Source organism: Geodermatophilus sp. SYSU D00700 (assembly GCF_054050255.1).
This window is the reverse complement of sequence record NZ_JBJGZA010000001.1, coordinates 1-17,154: the sequence shown is the minus strand read 5'-3', so window position 1 is coordinate 17,154 and position 17,154 is coordinate 1. Positions and strand designations below refer to the sequence as shown.

Annotated in this window: 11 protein-coding genes and 1 riboswitch; of the genes, 9 read left to right on the top strand and 2 right to left on the bottom strand. The window is 78.3% G+C overall.

The features are described 5' to 3' along the window. Window positions 1-61 precede the first annotated feature (61 nt). Window positions 62-4,678 carry an HAD-IC family P-type ATPase gene (locus tag ACI79V_RS00055; RefSeq protein WP_456885685.1) on the top strand — a complete coding sequence of 1,539 codons (4,617 nt, stop codon included), beginning with the start codon at window positions 62-64 and terminating at the stop codon, window positions 4,676-4,678. Here the strand turns inward: ACI79V_RS00055 and ACI79V_RS00050 are convergent. Beyond that, on the bottom strand, window positions 4,591-5,469 hold the full coding sequence (locus ACI79V_RS00050; protein ID WP_456885682.1) for a bile acid:sodium symporter family protein: 879 nt from the start codon (window positions 5,467-5,469) through the stop codon (window positions 4,591-4,593). The genes ACI79V_RS00055 and ACI79V_RS00050 overlap by 88 nt on opposite strands. A gap of 248 nt (window positions 5,470-5,717) precedes the next feature. Between ACI79V_RS00050 and ACI79V_RS00045 the strand changes: the two genes are divergently transcribed. From ACI79V_RS00045 to ACI79V_RS00035, 3 genes are all read left to right on the top strand, one after another. Beyond that, window positions 5,718-7,652, top strand: coding sequence for a protein kinase domain-containing protein (locus tag ACI79V_RS00045; RefSeq protein ID WP_456885679.1), 1,935 nt, complete (start codon window positions 5,718-5,720; stop codon window positions 7,650-7,652). Window positions 7,653-7,677: 25 nt separating this feature from the next. After that, a complete protein-coding gene (locus tag ACI79V_RS00040; RefSeq protein WP_456885676.1) occupies window positions 7,678-8,274 on the top strand; it encodes a DNA-directed RNA polymerase subunit alpha C-terminal domain-containing protein in 597 nt (198 codons plus the stop codon). Window positions 8,275-8,401: 127 nt separating this feature from the next. Continuing rightward, window positions 8,402-8,555, top strand: a riboswitch (cyclic di-AMP (ydaO/yuaA leader). Between the two features lie 253 nt (window positions 8,556-8,808). Then, window positions 8,809-9,777: a hypothetical protein gene (locus ACI79V_RS00035; RefSeq protein ID WP_456885672.1), complete on the top strand. Its 969-nt coding sequence runs from the start codon at window positions 8,809-8,811 to the stop codon at window positions 9,775-9,777. On the opposite strand, the gene ACI79V_RS00030 is transcribed toward ACI79V_RS00035, so the two are convergent. After that, window positions 9,765-10,997 carry an ROK family transcriptional regulator gene (locus ACI79V_RS00030; protein WP_456885669.1) on the bottom strand — a complete coding sequence of 411 codons (1,233 nt, stop codon included), beginning with the start codon at window positions 10,995-10,997 and terminating at the stop codon, window positions 9,765-9,767. The two genes, ACI79V_RS00035 and ACI79V_RS00030, sit on opposite strands and share 13 nt — an antisense overlap. Before the next feature lie 103 nt (window positions 10,998-11,100). Between ACI79V_RS00030 and xylA the strand changes: the two genes are divergently transcribed. The 5 genes from xylA (at window position 11,101) to ACI79V_RS00005 (ending at window position 16,981) form a co-directional block, all read left to right on the top strand. Beyond that, complete coding sequence (gene xylA / locus ACI79V_RS00025) at window positions 11,101-12,288, top strand: xylose isomerase (protein WP_456885666.1); 1,188 nt, start codon at window positions 11,101-11,103, stop codon at window positions 12,286-12,288. After that, the gene (xylB, locus tag ACI79V_RS00020) at window positions 12,288-13,685 is read left to right on the top strand and encodes a xylulokinase (RefSeq protein ID WP_456885661.1); all 1,398 of its coding nucleotides are present in this window, start codon (window positions 12,288-12,290) and stop codon (window positions 13,683-13,685) included. The genes xylA and xylB overlap by 1 nt, the downstream gene beginning before the upstream one ends. A gap of 105 nt (window positions 13,686-13,790) precedes the next feature. Continuing rightward, window positions 13,791-14,594 (top strand): sulfite exporter TauE/SafE family protein, encoded by an 804-nt coding sequence (locus tag ACI79V_RS00015; RefSeq protein WP_456885659.1) that lies wholly within the window; start codon window positions 13,791-13,793, stop codon window positions 14,592-14,594. 105 nt (window positions 14,595-14,699) lie between these two features. Beyond that, window positions 14,700-15,605, top strand: coding sequence for a hypothetical protein (locus ACI79V_RS00010; RefSeq protein WP_456885656.1), 906 nt, complete (start codon window positions 14,700-14,702; stop codon window positions 15,603-15,605). A gap of 95 nt (window positions 15,606-15,700) precedes the next feature. Continuing rightward, on the top strand, window positions 15,701-16,981 hold the full coding sequence (locus ACI79V_RS00005) for a hydroxyacid-oxoacid transhydrogenase (protein ID WP_456885654.1): 1,281 nt from the start codon (window positions 15,701-15,703) through the stop codon (window positions 16,979-16,981). Window positions 16,982-17,154: the final 173 nt, after the last annotated feature.

Here is a 17,154-nt window from a genome sequence, read left to right as displayed (position 1 = left end):
CCTGGGGCACGGGGAGGCGAACAGTGGCCGGACGGCGGGGAACCCGGACGGGGACGGCGGGGTGAGCGTCCTCCGCCGGGCCGCCACGGCCCGGCGCGCCCTGCGCGCGACGGCCCGCCTCGCGGTCGCCGGCGCGCAGGTGGCCGCCGCCCCGGCCCTGCTCACCACCGGGCTGCTCGTCGGCTCGTCGCGGGCCGCGGTCAAGACCGCCGCCGGGCTGACCTCCCGGGTGGCCGGCCGGCCGGTCGACCTCGCCTCGGCGGCCGCCTCCGGCGTGCGGGCGGTCGGCACGCTGGTGACCGGTGCCGACCCGCTGCCCACCGGCCGGCTGCGCGAACTGGCCGAGGTCGCCTCGGGCATGTTCGAGCCGGTGGGCGGGCGGCACACGCCGCGCGTCTGGGCCGACCGGGGGCTGGTGCAGGTCGAGGTCCCCGCCCCGCCCCCGGACGCCCCGCCCGACGCCCGCCGCGCGATGCGCCGGCAGCTCGAGCGCCTCGAGGGCGTGCAGTGGGCGACGGTCAACGACGTCCTGGGCCGGGTGCTGGTCGCCGTCGACGAGCGGCGGGTCGACGTGGAGGACGTCGTCGAGAGCGTCCGGGCGGTGCAGACCGCCGGGCGCCGGAGCGGGGTCCTCCACGAGCCGGCCGACCACCCCGCCGACCTCGAGCCGCTGCTGGCCGCGGCGGCCGCGGCGGCGGTGGACGCGCTGGGCGTCGCCGCCGCGCTCACGGGCCGGGTACTGCCCGTCCCCGCCCTCAGCCGGCACGCCACGCTGGCGGTCACGCTGCTCGACTCGCAGGACTGGTTCACCGACCTCCTCGTCCGGCGGGTCGGCCGGTTCGGCGCCCGGCTGGTCCTCGAGGGGCTCTCGGCGGTGCTGCACTCGGCCACCCAGAGCCCCACGGTGCCCGCGATCAACGCCGCCGCCTCCGCCCAGCAGGTGCTGGAGGTGCGCGCCCGGCGCCAGGTGTGGCAACGGCGCGAGGACGAGCTGTGCCGCCCCGAGCCGGACGCGGCCGACCCCGACCCCGGCCCCGCCGACGCCGGGAAGCGGCCGGTGCCGCTGGCCCCGGGCCTCGTGGGCCGCTACCAGTCCCGGCTCGGGCCGACGACGACCGCCGCCGTGCTCACCGTGCTGGCCCTCACCGGCCGGCCGGGCCGGTCGGCCGACCTGGTCAAGGCGCTCTCGCCGAAGGCCGCGCTGCAGGGCCGGGAGTGCTTCGCCGCCACGCTGGACCTGCTGATGTGCCGCGCCGGCGTCCTGCCGCTGGACGGCATGGCCTACCGCCGCCTCGACCGCGTCGGCGTCGTGGTCGTCGACGGCGGCACGCTGTGCACCGGCCCGCCGGTCGTCCTCGAGGCGACCGCCGAGGCGGAGGGGTGGGACGACGCCGCCGTCTGGACCGCCGCCGCCCGGCTGCTCGCCACCGGCGGGGGCTCGGACGGGGCGGGCCGGCGCGGGACCCGGCTCGGTGACCCGCGGGAGGCCCCGGACGCCCCCGGCGCGTCGCTGCGGACCCTCTACGACGGGCGCCGCCGGGTCGGCTCCGTGCTGGTCGCCCCCGAGCTCGACCCGCACGCCGAGGCGCTGCTGACCACCGCGGCCGCGACCGGGTGCCGCCTGGTGCTCACCCCCCACGCCGGAGCGCGCGAGGTCGCCGGGCTCGCCGACGAGGTGGCCCCGGCGGACGAGTCGCTGCTGCACGTGGTCCGCCGCCTGCAGGCCGACGGGCCCGGCGTGCTGCTCGTCGCCGCCGCCGACACCGCCGCCCTGCTCGCCGCCGACGTCGCCGTGGCCCCCGTCCGGCCCGGCCGGTCGCCCGCCTGGGGCGCGGACCTGGTCACCGGGTCCGGCCTGGCCGACGCCTGCCGGGTGGTGCGGGCGGTGACCGACGCGCGGGCGGTGGCCCGGCGAGCGGTGCAGAGCGCGGTGACCGGCAACGTCCTGGGCAGCCTGCTGGCCGCCGTCGGCTCGGCCCGCGGCGGGCAGAAGCGGGCGACGACGCCGGGCAAGACCGCGACCGTCTGGACCATGCTCGACGGCACGGTGACGGGGGTCCGGGCCGCGCGCCGCCCGCCGCCCGCGCCGTCGGTGCACACGCCGTGGCACGCCCTCGACCCCGACGACGTCCTGCGCCGGCTCGCCGAGCTGCCCCGGGCCGACGACGCGCCACCCGGGCCGCTGGCGCGGGCGTGGCGGCGGGGGACCGGCGTGGCGGTGGTCCGGGTGCCGGTCCGGTTCGGGCGCACGGTCGCCGCCGAGCTCGCCGACCCGCTCACCCCCGTCCTCGGCGCCGGCGCCGGGGCCACGGCCGTGCTCGGCGAGACCGCGGACGCGTTCCTGGTCGGCGGGGTCACCGTCGGCAACGCCCTGCTCGGGGCCGCCCAGCGGATGCGCGCGGAGACGGCCCTGGAGTCGCTGCTGCTGGAGCAGGACGCCTGCGTGCGGCGGGAGACCGACGGCGGGTCCGAGGAGGTGCCCGCGGGCGCGCTGCGGGTCGGGGACGTGCTCCTCGTGGGCTCCGGCGACGTCGTCACCGCCGACGCGCGGCTGCTCGCCGCCGAGGACCTCGAGGTCGACGAGTCCAGCCTGACCGGGGAGTCGCTGGCGGTGGCCAAGGCCGTGGCCGCGACGCCGGGCGCCGAGGTGGCCGACCGGCGCTGCATGCTCTTCGACGGGACGACCGTGGTCGCCGGCAGCGGCCGCGCCGTCGTCGTCGCCGTCGGGCCGGCCACCCAGGCCGGGCGGGCCGCGCGGGCGGCCGGGGGGACGGCGCCGCCGGCGGGCGTGCAGGCCCGCCTGGCCGAGCTCACCCGGTCGGTGCTCCCGCTGACCCTGGCCGGGGGCGGCGCGGTGACCGCGCTCGGCGTGCTGTGGCGGCGGCCGCTGCGCGAGGCGGTCAGCGCGGGGGTCGCCGTCGCGGTCGCCGCGGTCCCGGAGGGCCTCCCGCTGGTCGCCACGGTGGCGCAGCAGGCCGCGGCCCGGCGGCTGTCCCGGCGCGGCGCCGTGGTCCGCAGCGCCCGCGTCCTCGAGGCGCTCGGGCGGGTGGACACCGTCTGCTTCGACAAGACCGGCACCCTCACCGAGAACCGGCTGCAGGTGGTGCGGCTGCTGCCGCTGGCCGACGGCGGGGACGGCGAGGACGGCCTGCTCCGCCTCGCCGCGGCCGGGGTGGGCACCGGCGACACCGACGCGCACGAGACCGACCGCGCCGTCGTGGCCGCCGCCGACGACCGCGGCGTGGCGTGCGACGGGGAGCCGGAGGCCTCGGTGCCCTTCGCCACCGGGCGCGGCTTCTCCGCGGCGCTGCGCTCGGGCCGGCTGGTGGTCAAGGGTGCGCCCGAGGTCGTGCTCCGGCTGTGCACCGACGCCGGGGACGCCGCCGACCGGGTGCAGGAGCTGGCCTGCGACGGGCTGCGGGTGCTCGCCGTCGCCGACCGGGCGGTCGAGGGGCAGCCGGAGGACCTCGAGGCGGCGGCGGCCGGGCTCACCCTGCGCGGCCTGGTGGGGCTGGCCGACACGGTGCGCGACTCGTCGGCGGCGGCGGTCGAGCAGCTGGGCGCGGCGGGCATCCGGGTGCTGGTGGCCACCGGCGACCACCCCGAGACCGCGGCCGCGATCGCGGCGCAGGCGGGCGTGCCCGACGCCGACCGGGTGGTCACCGGCGCGCAGCTGGCCCGGGCCTCGGAGGGGGAGCGGGCCCGCCTGGTGCGGGAGTCGGCGGTGTTCGCCCGGCTCACCCCCGAGCACAAGGTGACGCTGGTGGCCGCGCTGCGCCGCGCCGGGGCCACGCTGGCGATGACCGGCGACGGGGTCAACGACGCCGCCGCGATCCGCCTGGCCGACGTCGGGGTCGGCGTGGCCGGCGCCGAGTCGCCCGCCGCGCGCAGCGCCGCCGACCTGGTGATCACCGACCTGGACCTGACCCGGCTGGTCGACGCGGTCGCCGAGGGGCGGGCGCTGTGGTCCCGCGTCCGCGACGCCGTCGCCATCCTCGTCGGGGGCAACGCCGGCGAGGTCACCTTCACCGTGCTCGGCACCGCACTGGGCGGGCGCGCGCCGATCGGCACCCGCCAGCTGCTGCTGGTCAACCTGCTCACCGACATGTTCCCGGCACTGGCCGTCGCGGTCGCCCAGCCGCGGGCGGCCGCCCCGGGCGCGGACGACGGGCCGCTGGCCGGCCACCCGCTGGCGCCGGTGCTGCTCGCCGGGCCCTACCGCGGCTTCACCGAGGCGGTGCGGCACCAGGTCGCCGTCCGCGGCGCGGCCACCGCGGCGGGCGCGGTGGGTGCGTGGGCCACCGGCTGGCCGCCGCTGCTGCGCCGGCGCGCGAGCACCATGGGCCTCGCCGCGTTGATCGCCACCCAGCTGGGCCAGACCGCCTGGGCCGGCCGCCGCAGCCCGCTGGTGCTGGCCACCGCGGCCGGGTCGCTGGCGGTGCTGGCCCTGGTCGTGCAGACCCCGGGGGTCAGCCGGTTCTTCGGCTGCACGCCGCTGGACCCGCTGGCCTGGCTGGTCGTCCTCGGGTGGGCCGCTGCCGGCACCGCCGGCGCGGAGGTCGTCCCGGCGCTGGCGCGCCGGTGGTCCGGTCAGGCGGGGACGCGCTCCGACGAGCGGGCCGAGCGGGTGATGGCCCACCCGACGAGGGCCGCCACCGGGAACATCAGCACGCCGTAGACGGCGGCCGGGACCGCGAGCTCCACGCTGCCGAGCACGCTGATCGCGACGGCGATGGCCAGCGTGCTGTTGTGCACCCCGATCTCGAACGCGCACGCCACCGCCTGCCGGTGCCCGACGCCGACCGCCCGGGGGACGGCGAACCCGATCAGCAGGCTCAGCAGGCAGAAGGCCAGCGCGACCAGCCCGACCTCGCGCAGGTAGCCGGCCACGTTCTCCCGCTCGGCGACGACGGTGCCGACGATGACCAGGGCGAGCACGACCGCCGAGAGGACGCGCACCGGCTTGTCCATCCGGTCGGCGAAGGCCGGCGACCAGCGCCGCACCAGCATGCCGAGCGCCACCGGCACCAGCACGATCACGAAGACCTGCACCGTCTTGCCGAACTGCAGGCCGATCTCCCCGGCGCCGGGCGGGTCGAACACCGCGACCGCCAGGTTGGTGACCAGGGGCAGGGTGACCACCGCGAGGAGCGAGTTCACCGCGGTCAGCGACACGTTGAGGGCGACGTCGCCGCGGAACAGGTGGCTGAACAGGTTCGCCGTCGTCCCGCCGGGGGAGGCGGCCAGCAGCACCATGCCCACCGCCAGCACCGGCTCGAGCCCCGCGAGCACCACCAGGCCGAAGCACAGGGCCGGGAGCACGAGCAGCTGCAGCGCCAGCGCGACCACCGCGGCCCGCGGCCGGCGGGTGACGCGGACGAAGTCGTCGACGGTCAGCGACAGGCCCAGGCCGAGCATGACCACGGCCAGGGCCGCGGGCAGGGCGACGGTGGCGAGAGCCGAGTCCACGGGCGACCTCCGGGTGCCTCCGCGGCGCCGGTGCCGCGGCTTCCCGGGGATCCTCGCCGACCGGCTGCCGGACGGCGAGGGCTGTCCCACCTGGGGGTTGAGGACGGTGCCCGGTGGGAACCACAGGGGAGCGGCGCGTCAGACCACCGGCACGCCGCACGAGCCCCCGGACGGGGGCCGCGTGGATCGGGGGACGGAGCCCTGGGGGACACAGCCCCTCGGGGGCAGTACGGGACGGAGCCAGGGACGTGACCTCGCTGGAGACGGGCCGGCAGACGCTGGGGGACCGCTACGAGCTCCAGGAGCTGATCGCCCGCGGCGGCATGGGCCAGGTGTGGCGGGGGCGCGACCGGCTGCTCCTCCGGCCGGTCGCGGTCAAGGTCCTGCGCAGCGAGTACGCCGACGACCCGGTGTTCCTCGAGCGGTTCCGCTGCGAGGCCCGGCACGCCGCGGCGCTGAGCCACCCGAACATCGCCGCCGTCCTCGACTACGGCGAGTCCGACGACGAGGCGACCGGCGAGCACCTGGCCTACCTGGTCATGGAGCTCGTCGACGGCGCGCCGCTGTCGGACCGGCTCTCGGCCGACGGGCCGCTGGAACCCGAGGCCGCGCTCTCGGTGCTGCAGCAGACGGCGGCGGGTCTGGCCGAGGCCCACCGCGCGGGCCTGGTGCACCGCGACGTCAAGCCGGCCAACATCCTGGTCCGGCCCGACGGCCGGGTGAAGCTCACCGACTTCGGCATCGCGTGGTCGGCGGAGAGCGTGCCGCTGACCGGCACCGGGCAGGTGATCGGCACCGCCCGCTACATGTCGCCGGAGCAGGCCGCCGGCGACCGGGTCAGCCCGGCCAGCGACGTCTACGCCCTCGGCCTGGTCGGCTACGAGTCGCTCACCGGGCACGCGCCGTTCGACGGCACCAACCCGGTCACCGTGGCGCTCAAGCAGGTGCGCGAGGCTCCCGAGCCACTGCCCGAGGACGTCCCGCCCGGCGTCCGCTCCCTCATCGACGCCGCCCTGGTCAAGGACCCCGGTGAGCGGTTGCCCGACGCGGACGCGTTCCTGACCGCCGTCGAGGAGACGATCGAGCAGACCGCCCGGCCGCGCCCCGGGGCGCCGTCGCCCTCCCGGGCGGTCGCCGCGGCCCCGCCGGCCGCGCTGGTCGAGACGGCCGCGGTCACGGTGCCCTCCCCGGAGCCGGTGTCCCCGGACGACCTGCCACCCGGGGAGACCGCGGAGGTGTCCGGTGCCTCGCGGTCGCCGCGCCGGCGCCCGGCGGTGCTGGTGCCGGTGCTGGCGGTGCTGCTCGCGGGCCTGCTCGCGGTCCTCCTCTGGCCGGGTGGCTCCGGCGGCGGGCAGCCTCCCGCGCAGGCCGCGGAGACCGGCGCCGGCACCGGCGAGGGCGCCGCGGCGGCCGGCTCGGTGGTCCTCGCCGCCAACGACCACGTCGGGCGCCCTGCTGACGACGTCGCCGCGGACCTCACCGCGCTGGGTCTCACCGTGCAGCGGCAGGACGAGGTGACGACCGCCGTCGAGCCGGGCACGGTCTCGGGCCTCGACCCGGTCGGTGTCCCGCTGCAGCCCGGCGCCCCCGTGACGCTGCGCGTCGCGGTCACCCCGGCAGCACCGGCACCGGCGCCCGAGGGCGGTGCGCCCGCGGGAGGTGAGGGTCCCGAGGCGGCGCTGTCGGTGCCGTCCGGGTCCGGCCCGGCCGCGCCCGCGCCGGCCGAGCCCGCGCCCGCGGAACCGGGACCGTCGGACGCCGCCGTGTCCCCGGACGCAGCGTCCCCCGAGCCCGCGCCGGCCGAGCCCGCGCCCTCCGACGCGGCCCCCTCCGACGCGGCCCCCTCCGACCCGGCCCCCTCCGACGCGGCCCCCTCCGACGCGGTGTCCTCGGAGCCCGCCCCGTCCGAGCCCGCGCCCTCGGACAGCGTCCCGACCGAGCCGGCCCCGACCGACCCCACCGGGCCCGCGCCGACCGAGCCGGCGCCCTCGGACAGCGCCCCGACCGAGCCGGCCCCGACCGACCCGACCGGGGCGGCCCCGAGCGAGCCGTCGGAGCCCGCCCCGAGCGAGCCCTCGGAGCCCGCGCCGTCGGGGTCGTCGGGCGCGACGTCCCCGGGGTCGGCGACGTCGTCGGCACCCGACGGGGGCAGCGCGGCTCCCGACACGGGTGCGGCCGGCTGACCGCGGGCGGTTAGGGTCCTCCGCCATGCCGACCAGGTCACCGGGGGACGCTCCGGCGGGGACGATCGAGACGCTGGGCCTGCCCACCCGGGCAGTCACCGCGCTGACCCGCGCCGGCATCACCGACGTCGCCGCGCTCGCCGCCCTCAGCCGCCGTGAGCTCGCCGCCGTGCCCGGGCTGGGCGCGGGCCTGGTGACGGCGATCCGCCGCGTCGTGCCGGAGCCGCCCACGCCGCTGCCCCGATCGGGGACGGCGGCGCGCGACGGGCAGCTGTCGCTGCCGGCCGAGGACGACGGGGCGCCCGACGCGCCGGAGATCCCCTCCTTCGCCTCGCTGCGGGACCCCCGCCGGCGCAGCGGCCTCGACCTGCTGGTGCCCGGGGCCCCCCCGCCGGAGCAGGGGACGGCGCCCGGTCCGCAGCCCGAGGCGGCGGCGGCCCCGCCCGCGTCCGCCCCGCGCCGCGCCGCCCGCCCGGCGCCTGCACCCCGGCCGGCCGAGTACGCCGACCTGGTGCGGCTCGGGGTGCGGGTGGCCCGCGCCGCGGTGACCGTGCCCGGCCGCCTCGCGCTGTGGTCGGTGCGCACCCAGGTCGACTGGCTGCGGCGGCTGCTCGGCGCCTGACGGCCCGACACGCCGCCGCGACACGCGATGCTCGTCACGCTCCGCCGCCGCGGGATTGTCACGGTGCGGTAACGACGGTTACCGTGGCCGCCGTCCGACCGGCCGTCAGTCCCCGTCCGGGGAGTCCGGACGGATGCCGCCGAGTCGCCCTCCCGGGCGAGCCGGGGACCCACCGCACCACTGGGGTGAATCCCGCCCGCCGGACACCGTCCGGCCGCGGGTAGGGCTGCTTCCCGCCCGAACCCGTCAGCTGACCCGGTAGGCGGCCCACGGGAGAAACGGAGAGCCCGCCGGATGGCGCGCTTCTGCAGCACGACCGCACCACCCCGCCGGCTCCGCCGCACCCGGGTGCGCTCCCGCATCTGACCGCGCCCGGCCGTCCCGACGCCGCACCGCGCCCACCCGAGCTCCTCGGGTGGTGCCCGCCGGTGCGCCCGCGTCGCCCCGACGGCCGGTGCCGCCCACTGCCCCGCACCCCTCCACGGCGCCGCCGCCGGCCGCGCCGTGCCCGTACCCCTGGAGCACCTCCCTCCGATGGACGCCCCCACCGCCGAGATCCCGCGGCCCGCCGCCGGCGCCGCCCGCCGGTCCCGCCGCGCCCCCGTCCGCCGCCCCGCGCTGCTGCTCGGCGTCGCCGCCGCCGGCGCGCTGGTGGCCAACGTGCTGGTCGGCCCCGACCCGGCCGCCGAGGCGCAGGCGGGGACGTCGGAGACCGTGACCGTCGCCCAGGCGCTGGGCCTGCCCGCGCAGACCGGCACCGCGACCGAGGTCCCGCAGGTGCAGCCGCAGGACCTGCAGGTGCTCGAGGAGCTGGCGGCCAGCCGCGGCAGCCGCGAGGCCGCCGAGACCGCCGCCGCGCAGGCGCAGGCCGGTGCCGACCAGGCCGTGCGCGACGCGCAGGCGGCCGAGGCCGCGCGGCTCGCCGCCGAGGCGCAGGCCGCCGCGGAGGCGCAGGCCGCCGCCGAGCGGGCCGCCGCCGAGGCGGCCGCGGCTGCGGAGGCCCAGACCGCCGCGGAGGCCGCGGAGGCGCAGGCGGCGGCGGAGGAGGCCGAGGGGGAGTCCGGCGGGTCGGAGGCGGCGTCCTCCCCGGCCGCCTCGTCGTCGGCCTCGTCCTCGTCGTCGGGGACCACGGCCTCCCGCGTCGCCCGGATCACCAACACCTCGGGCCCGGTGCGCTCGGTGGTGCAGGCCGCCGCCGACGCCGTGGTCAGCAACGTCCCCGGCGCCGCGTCGATCACCCTCGGCGGCACCCGCGCGAGCGCGGCCGACCCGGGCGGGCACCCCTCCGGCCTGGCGCTGGACTACATGGTGCTGACCGACGCCGCCCTCGGCGACGCGATCGTGCAGTACCACGTCGAGCACTGGGACGAGCTCGGCGTCGACTACCTCATCTGGGAGCAGCGGATGCTCTCCTCGCCGGGTGGCTCGTGGTCGACCATGGCCGACCGGGGCGGCGTCACGGCCAACCACTACGACCACGTGCACGTCAACTACGTGGGCTGAGCCGCGACCTCCCGCGCCGCGGGCGCCAGCCAGCGCACCGGGTCCTCGAGCACCGCGTCGAGCGCGCGCAGCGCCGCGCCGGTCGCCCCCGCGGCCGGCACGGCGCCGCCCGCCGCCACGAACGGCCGGCGCCACCGGGCCGAGAGCACCCGCCGGGCCAGGTGCTCCTCCAGCCCCGGGCGCAGCAGGTCGGTCAGCTCGGCGAGGTGACCGCCGAGCACCACCGTGGGGATGTCGAGCACGTTGACCACCCCGGCCAGCGCGACGCCCAGCGCCCACGCCGCGCGGTCGAGCGCGCGGCGGGCGCCGGGGTCGCCGGCCTCGGCGCGGGCCCGCAGCTCCGCGGGGCCGGCGTCGGCGGGCACCCCGGCGGCGGCCAGCAGCGCCAGCCGGCCGGCGTAGCGCTCCAGGCACCCGGTCGACCCGCACGGGCAGTCCGGCCCGGCCGGGTCGACGCAGACGTGGCCGATCTCGCCGGCCCAGCCCGAGCTGCCGGTCATCACCCGGCCGCCGAGCACCGCGGCCCCGCCGATGCCGATCTGCCCCGACAGGTAGACGAAGTCCCGGTGCGGCCCCGGCCGGCCCGGGGCGCTCTGCGCGACGCAGCGCGCGGCGAGGTCGGCCTCGTTGCCGAGCACCGGGACCAGCCCGTCGGGGAGCAGGTCGGCCAGCACGTCGGCGGGGCGCACCCGCGACCAGCCGAGGTTGGGCGCCCGCAGCAGCAGGCCCCGCCCGGCGTCGACCAGGCCGGGCAGCGCGAGCCCGGCGCCCACCACCCGCACACCGGCGGGCAGCGACCCGAGCACCTCGGCGCCCAGCCGGCCGAGCCGGTCCAGCGTGGCGACCGGGTCGCTGCCGCGCAGGTCCTCCTCGTGCAGCCGCTCGGCGACCGTCCGCCCGCGCAGGTCGACCACCCGGACCGCGACCAGCCCGGCGTCGACCTGCATGCCCAGCCCCGCCGGCCCCGACCCCGGTGCCAGCGGGGTGGCCGGCCGGCCCCGGCGCGACGCCGGCCCGCGCTCGACCTCGTCGAGCAGGCCGCCGGCGACCAGGTCGTCGACCAGCCGGGACGCCGTGCCGCGCGTGGTGCCCAGCGCCGCCGCGACGCCGGCCCGCGACAGCTCGCCGGGGTCGGCGCACACCGCGCGCAGGACCAGCGCCAGGTTGGTCGCCCGCAGCGTCGACTGCCGGGCACCGGTGAGGACGCGGCCGTCGGACACGGGTTGAGGTTAGCCGGGTGGATCGTTTATGTTCTACCGCAGCACAAAAGCGGTGGCCCGCGTCACCCGGACGAGCGCCCCGGTGCCCGGCGGAAGGATCCCCATGCCCCTGCAGCCCACCCGTGAGGACAGGTTCACCTTCGGTCTGTGGACGGTCGGCTGGCCGGCCCGCGACCCCTTCGGTGACGCGACCCGTCCGGCGATCGACCCGGTCGAGTCCGTCGAGAAGCTCGCCGAGCTGGGCGCCTACGGCGTCACCTTCCACGACGACGACGTGATCCCGTTCGGCAGCGACGACGACCAGCGCGCCAAGACCATCGAGCGCTTCAAGCAGGCGCTGGCCGACACCGGCCTGGTCGTGCCGATGGTGACCACCAACCTGTTCACCCACCCGGTGTTCAAGGAGGGTGCGCTCACCGCCAACGACCGCGGCGTCCGCCGGTACGCGCTGCGCAAGGTCATGCGCAACATGGACCTCGCCGCCGAGCTCGGCGCCTCCACCTACGTGCTGTGGGGCGGCCGCGAGGGCACCGAGGTCGACAGTGCCAAGGACCTCAAGGCCGCGCTGGACCGCTACCGCGAGGGCATCGACACCCTGGCCCAGTACTCCGAGGACCGCGGCTACGGCCTGCGCTTCGCCCTGGAGCCCAAGCCCAACGAGCCGCGCGGCGACATCTTCCTGCCGACCATCGGCCACGCCATCGCCTTCATCCACGGCCTCGAGCACGCCGACCTGGTGGGTGTGAACCCCGAGGTCGGCCACGAGCAGATGGCCGGCCTCAACTACACCCACGGCATCGCCCAGGCGCTGTGGCAGGACAAGCTCTTCCACATCGACCTCAACGGCCAGAAGGGCCCGCGCTACGACCAGGACTTCGTGTTCGGCCACGGCGACCTGCTCTCCGCCTTCGCCACCGTCGACCTGCTGGAGAACGGCTTCCCCTCCGGGGGTCCCCGTTACGAGGGCCCGCGCCACTTCGACTACAAGCCGCTGCGCACCGAGGACCTGAAGGGCGTCTGGGAGTCGGCCGAGGCCAACATGCGCACCTACCTGCTGCTCAAGGAGCGGGCCGCCGCGTTCCGCGCCGACCCGGAGGTCCAGGAGGCCCTCGCCGACGCCGCCGTCCCGGAGCTCGCCCAGCCGACCCTCGGCGACGGCGAGTCCCACGAGCAGCTGCTGGCCGACCGCTCGGCGTTCGAGGACTTCGACGCCGAGTCCGCCGGCGCCCGCCGGGGCGGCCAGGTGCGGCTGTCCCAGCTCGCCCTCGAGCACCTGCTCGGCGCCCGCTGATGCCTCTGGTCGCGGGGGTCGACACCTCGACCCAGGCCTGCAAGGTCGTCGTCCGGGACGCGGCGTCCGGTGCCCTCGTGCGCGAGGGCCGGGCGCCGCACCCGGAGGGCACCGAGGTGGCCCCCGCGGCCTGGGCGGCCGCCCTGGATCAGGCGGTGGCGCAGGCCGGCGGGCTCGACGACGTCGCCGCCGTGGCCGTCGGCGGGCAGCAGCACGGCATGGTCTGCCTCGACGAGGACGGCCGGGTCGTGCGCGACGCCCTGCTCTGGAACGACACCCGCTCCGCCGGCGCGGCCGCCGACCTCACCCGTGAGCTCGGCGGCCCGCGGGCGTGGGCCGACGCCGTCGGCCTGGTGCCGGTGGCGTCGTTCACCGTCACCAAGCTGCGCTGGCTGGCCGAGCACGAGCCGGAGAACGCACAGCGCACCGCCGCGGTGTGCCTGCCGCACGACTGGCTGACCTGGGTGCTGGCCGGGACGCCCGGCCTCGGCGCCCTGGTCACCGACCGCGGCGACGCCAGCGGCACCGGCTACTGGTCGGCGGCCACCGGCGAGTACCGCCCCGACCTGCTCGAGCGGGCCCTCGGCCGCACGCCGGCCGTCCCGCGGGTGCTCGGCCCGGCCGAGGCCGCGGGCACCTCGGCCACCGGCGCGGTGCTCGGGCCGGGCACGGGGGACAACGCCGCGGCGGCGCTCGGGCTGGCCGCCGAGCCCGGCGACGTCGTCTGCTCGGTCGGCACCTCCGGGGTGGTGTCGATCGTGTCCGACACCCCGGCCGCCGACGCCACCGGTGCGGTCGCCGGGTTCGCCGACGCCACCGGCCGGTACCTGCCGCTGGTGGCCACGCTCAACGCCGCCCGCGTCCTCGACGCCACGGCCCGGCTGCTGGGCGTCGACCACGACGAGCTGTCCCGGCTGGCGCTGTCGGCACCCGCGGGGGCCGGCGGGCTGGCGCTGGTCCCGTACCTGGAGGGCGAGCGGACGCCGGACCGGCCGGACTCCACCGGCGCGCTGCACGGGCTCACCCTCGCGACGTCGACCCCGGCGCACCTCGCGCGCGCCGCGGTCGAGGGGCTGCTGTGCGGGCTGGCCGACGGCCTGGACGCCGTCCGCGCGACCGGCGCGCAGGTGCGGCGGGTGCTGCTGGTCGGCGGCGGCGCCCGGTCGGCCGCGGTGCGGGCGATCGCCCCGGCCGTGCTCGGCGTGCCGGTGCTGGTGCCGCCGCCGGGGGAGTACGTCGCCGACGGCGCCGCCCGGCAGGCCGCCTGGGTGCTGTCCGGGGACGCTGAGCCGCCGGCGTGGGAGCGGCCGGGCACCGAGCTGCACGAGGCCGACCCGACCCCGGCGGTGCGCGAGCGCTACGCCGAGGTCCGCGACCTGACCGCCGGCCGCGTCTGACCGCGGCCGGCGGCCCGGCCGGACCCGCCCGTTCCGCAGCCGCGCGCCTGGGGGAGACTGGGTCCCCGTGACGACGGGGACGCCGGCAGTGCGGGCGGGCTGCCGGTGACCGACGCGTTCCTCCCGGAGGGCCTCACCGGGCCGCTGCTCGCCCTCGTCCTGCTCGCCGCGCTGACGGCCGGCTGGGTGGACGCCGTCGTCGGGGGCGGCGGGCTGATCCAGCTGCCGGCGCTGCTGCTCGTCCCGGGCCTGTCCCCGGTGCAGGCGCTGGCCACCAACAAGCTGGGGTCGGTGTTCGGCACCACCACCAGCGCGGTCACCTACCAGCGGCGGGTGCACCCCGACCTGCGCACGGCGCTGCCGATGGCCGCGGTCGCCCTGGTGGGCTCGTTCTGCGGGGCGTCGGTGGCGGCGCTGCTGCCGGCGGAGGTGTTCAAGCCGGTCATCGTGGTCGCGCTGGTGGGCATCGCGCTGTTCACCGCGCTCCGCCCGTCGCTGGGCGAGGTGACGGCGCTGCGGCACACCGGCCGCCGGCACCACGGCACGGCGCTGGCGGTCGGGGCGGTCATCGGCTTCTACGACGGCGTCCTGGGGCCGGGCACGGGCTCGTTCCTCGTCTTCGCGCTGGTGTCGCTGCTCGGCTACGACTTCCTCAACGCCAGCGCCAAGGCCAAGATCGTCAACGTCGCCACCAACCTCGGGGCGCTGGCGTTCTTCGTGCCGCACGGGTCGGTGGTCTGGGGCCTGGGCCTCGCGCTCGGTGCGGCCAACACGCTGGGCGGCTACGTCGGCTCCCGGACGGCGACCAGCCGGGGCACCGGGTTCATCCGGGTCGTCTTCCTCGTGGTGGTGAGCGCGCTCATCGTGCGGCTGGGCTGGGACGTCTGGACGGAGAACGTGCGCGGCTGAGGCCGATGGGCCCTGGCGCAGGTGAGGCGGGCGCGCGAGCCTGGGGCGCCGGTCGCGGTGTCCGGCGCAGGAGGGGGACCCGGGCCGAGGGGCTGGCGGCAGCCGATGGGGCAGGTCGAGGAGCGGGCGCGGGAGACGGGCGAGGAGGTCCGCCCCGGCACCCGGCGCCTGCTGGTCGCCTTCCTGGTGCTCACCCTGCTCGCCGTCAACCAGCTGTTCGTCCTCGCCGACGTGGCCGACCGCTACTGGGCCTGGACGATCCGCACCGAGCCGACCGCCGCGTTCCTCGGCGCGGCCTACGGCGTCGGCGCGGTGCTGTCGGCGCTGTCGCTGCGGGAGGACCGCTGGAGCCGGATCCGGATCCCGGTGCTCACGGTCACCGTCTTCACCGTCGTCACGTGCGTCGCGACGCTGGTCCACACCCACCGCCTGCACCTGCTCAGCGGCGGGCCGGTGGCCCGGGTGACGGCCTGGACCTGGCTGGCCGTCTACCTGATCGTCCCGGCGCTGTGCCTGGCGGTGGTGCTCGCCCAGGAGGTCCGCCGCACCGGGCGGCCGGCGGTGCTGCGGCCGGTGCCGGGCTGGCTGGCCGGGCTGCTGGCCGTCGAGGGGGTGCTGCTGCTCGCGGCCGGCGGGGTCCTCTTCGCCGGCGGGCTGTTCGTGCACCACCACGTCGAGACCGTCACGTCGTTCTGGCCGTGGGAGATCACCCCGCTCAGCTCCCAGGTGATCGGTGCCTGGCTGCTCGCCCTCGGCGTCGCCGCGGCGCTGGTCCTCCGTGACCGGGACCTCGGCCGGCTGTTCGTCGCGGGCGTCACCTACACCGTCTTCGGGTCGCTCGAGCTCGTGGCGCTGGTCTGGTACCTGCCCGAGATGGACACCGGCGACGGGTGGGTGTGGGCCTACGGCCTGTTCCTGGTCGCGGTCGTCGTCACCGGCGCCGTCGGCGCCCGCGCCGCCCGGGCCGCCCGGCGCGGCGGTACGAGTTCGGCGCCGGAGACGGCCGGCTGACCGGGGCGTCGCCGCGCTGTGGTGCCGGGCACGACCGGCGGGCACCATCGACGCACCGACGACCGTCCCCGATCCAGGCCGTCCCGGAGGTCCCCGTGAGCGCCCCCGTTCCCGAGTCCGTCTTCACCTACGGAGCGCCGCAGCTCAAGTTCGGCAGCGGCGCGTCGGAGGAGATCGGCTTCGACCTCAGCCGGCTCGGCGTGCGCCGCGTGCTGGTGGTGACCGACCCCGGGGTGGCGGCCACCGGGCTGCCGCAGCGGGTGGCCGACCAGATGGGCCGCTTCGGCATCGAGGCGCGGGTGTACGACGGCGTGCACGTCGAGCCCACCGACGTCAGCCTCACCGCGGCGGCGGAGGAGGCGCGCGCGTCGGGGCCGTGGGACGCGTTCGTGGCCGTGGGCGGCGGGTCGGCCATCGACACCGCCAAGGCCGTCGACCTGCTCACCACCAACCCCGGCGAGCTCCTGGACTACGTCAACGTGCCGGTGGGGAGGGGCAAGGCGCCGACCGAGCCGCTCAAGCCGCTGGTCGCCGTCCCGACCACGACCGGCACCGGGTCGGAGAGCACCACCATCTGCGTGATGGACGTGCTCGCGCAGCGGGTGAAGACCGGCATCAGCCACGCCCGGCTGCGCCCGACCCTCGCCGTCGTCGACCCGGACCTGACCCTCACCCAGCCGCCGGGGGTGACCGCGGCGTCGGGCATGGACATCCTCTGCCACGCGCTGGAGAGCTACACGGCGCGCTGGTACACCACCTACGACCGCAAGACCGCCGAGCAACGGGTGCCCTACTGCGGCTCCAACCCGATCTCGGACATGTGGTCGGAGAAGGCGCTGTCGCTGCTGGCCGGGTCCTTCCGCCGGGCGGTCCGCCACGGCGACGACCGGCAGGCGCGGGGGGACATGGCGATGGCCGCGACCTTCGCCGGGATGGGGTTCGGCAACGCCGGGGTGCACGTCCCGCACGCCAACGCCTACCCGATCGCCGGGCAGGTGAAGGACTTCCACCCGAAGGACTACCCGGCCGGCGAGCCGATGGTGCCGCACGGGATGTCGGTGGCCCTGACCGCGCCGGAGGCCTTCCGGTTCACCTTCGCGGCCGCGCCGGAGCGGCACGTGCGCGCCGCGCAGCTGCTCGCGCCCAACGCCGGCGAGCCCGACGACCCCGCCGAGTTCCTGCCGACCGTGCTCACCGACCTGATGCGCGACATCGACATGCCCAACGGCATCGCCGCGGTCGGCTTCGACGACGGCGACGTACCCGACCTGGTCGCGGGGACGATGAAGCAGCAGCGGCTGCTCGCCACCTGTCCCCGGGAGGTGACCGAGGACGACGTCGCGGGCATCTTCCGCCGCTCGATGACGCTGTGGTGACGACGCCGCCCGGCTGAGCGCGGCCGACCCCGACCCCGCGCCCCGACCCCGCGCCGGGGGGGGGGGGGGGGGGGGGGGGGGGGGGGGGGGGGGGGGGGGGGGGGGGGGGGGGGGGGGGGGGGGGGGGGGGGGGGGGGGGGGGGGGGGGGGGGGGGGGGGGGGGGGGGGGGGGG

Bases quoted from the DNA above. Each gene is read 5' to 3' on its own strand.
- ACI79V_RS00040 (WP_456885676.1), top strand. From the start codon at position 7,678: ATGCCGACCAGGTCACCGGGGGACGCTCCGGCGGGGACGATCGAGACG.
- ACI79V_RS00035 (WP_456885672.1), top strand. From the start codon at position 8,809: ATGGACGCCCCCACCGCCGAGATCCCGCGGCCCGCCGCCGGCGCCGCC.
- xylA (WP_456885666.1), top strand. From the start codon at position 11,101: ATGCCCCTGCAGCCCACCCGTGAGGACAGGTTCACCTTCGGTCTGTGG.
- xylB (WP_456885661.1), top strand. From the start codon at position 12,288: ATGCCTCTGGTCGCGGGGGTCGACACCTCGACCCAGGCCTGCAAGGTC.
- ACI79V_RS00010 (WP_456885656.1), top strand. From the start codon at position 14,700: ATGGGGCAGGTCGAGGAGCGGGCGCGGGAGACGGGCGAGGAGGTCCGC.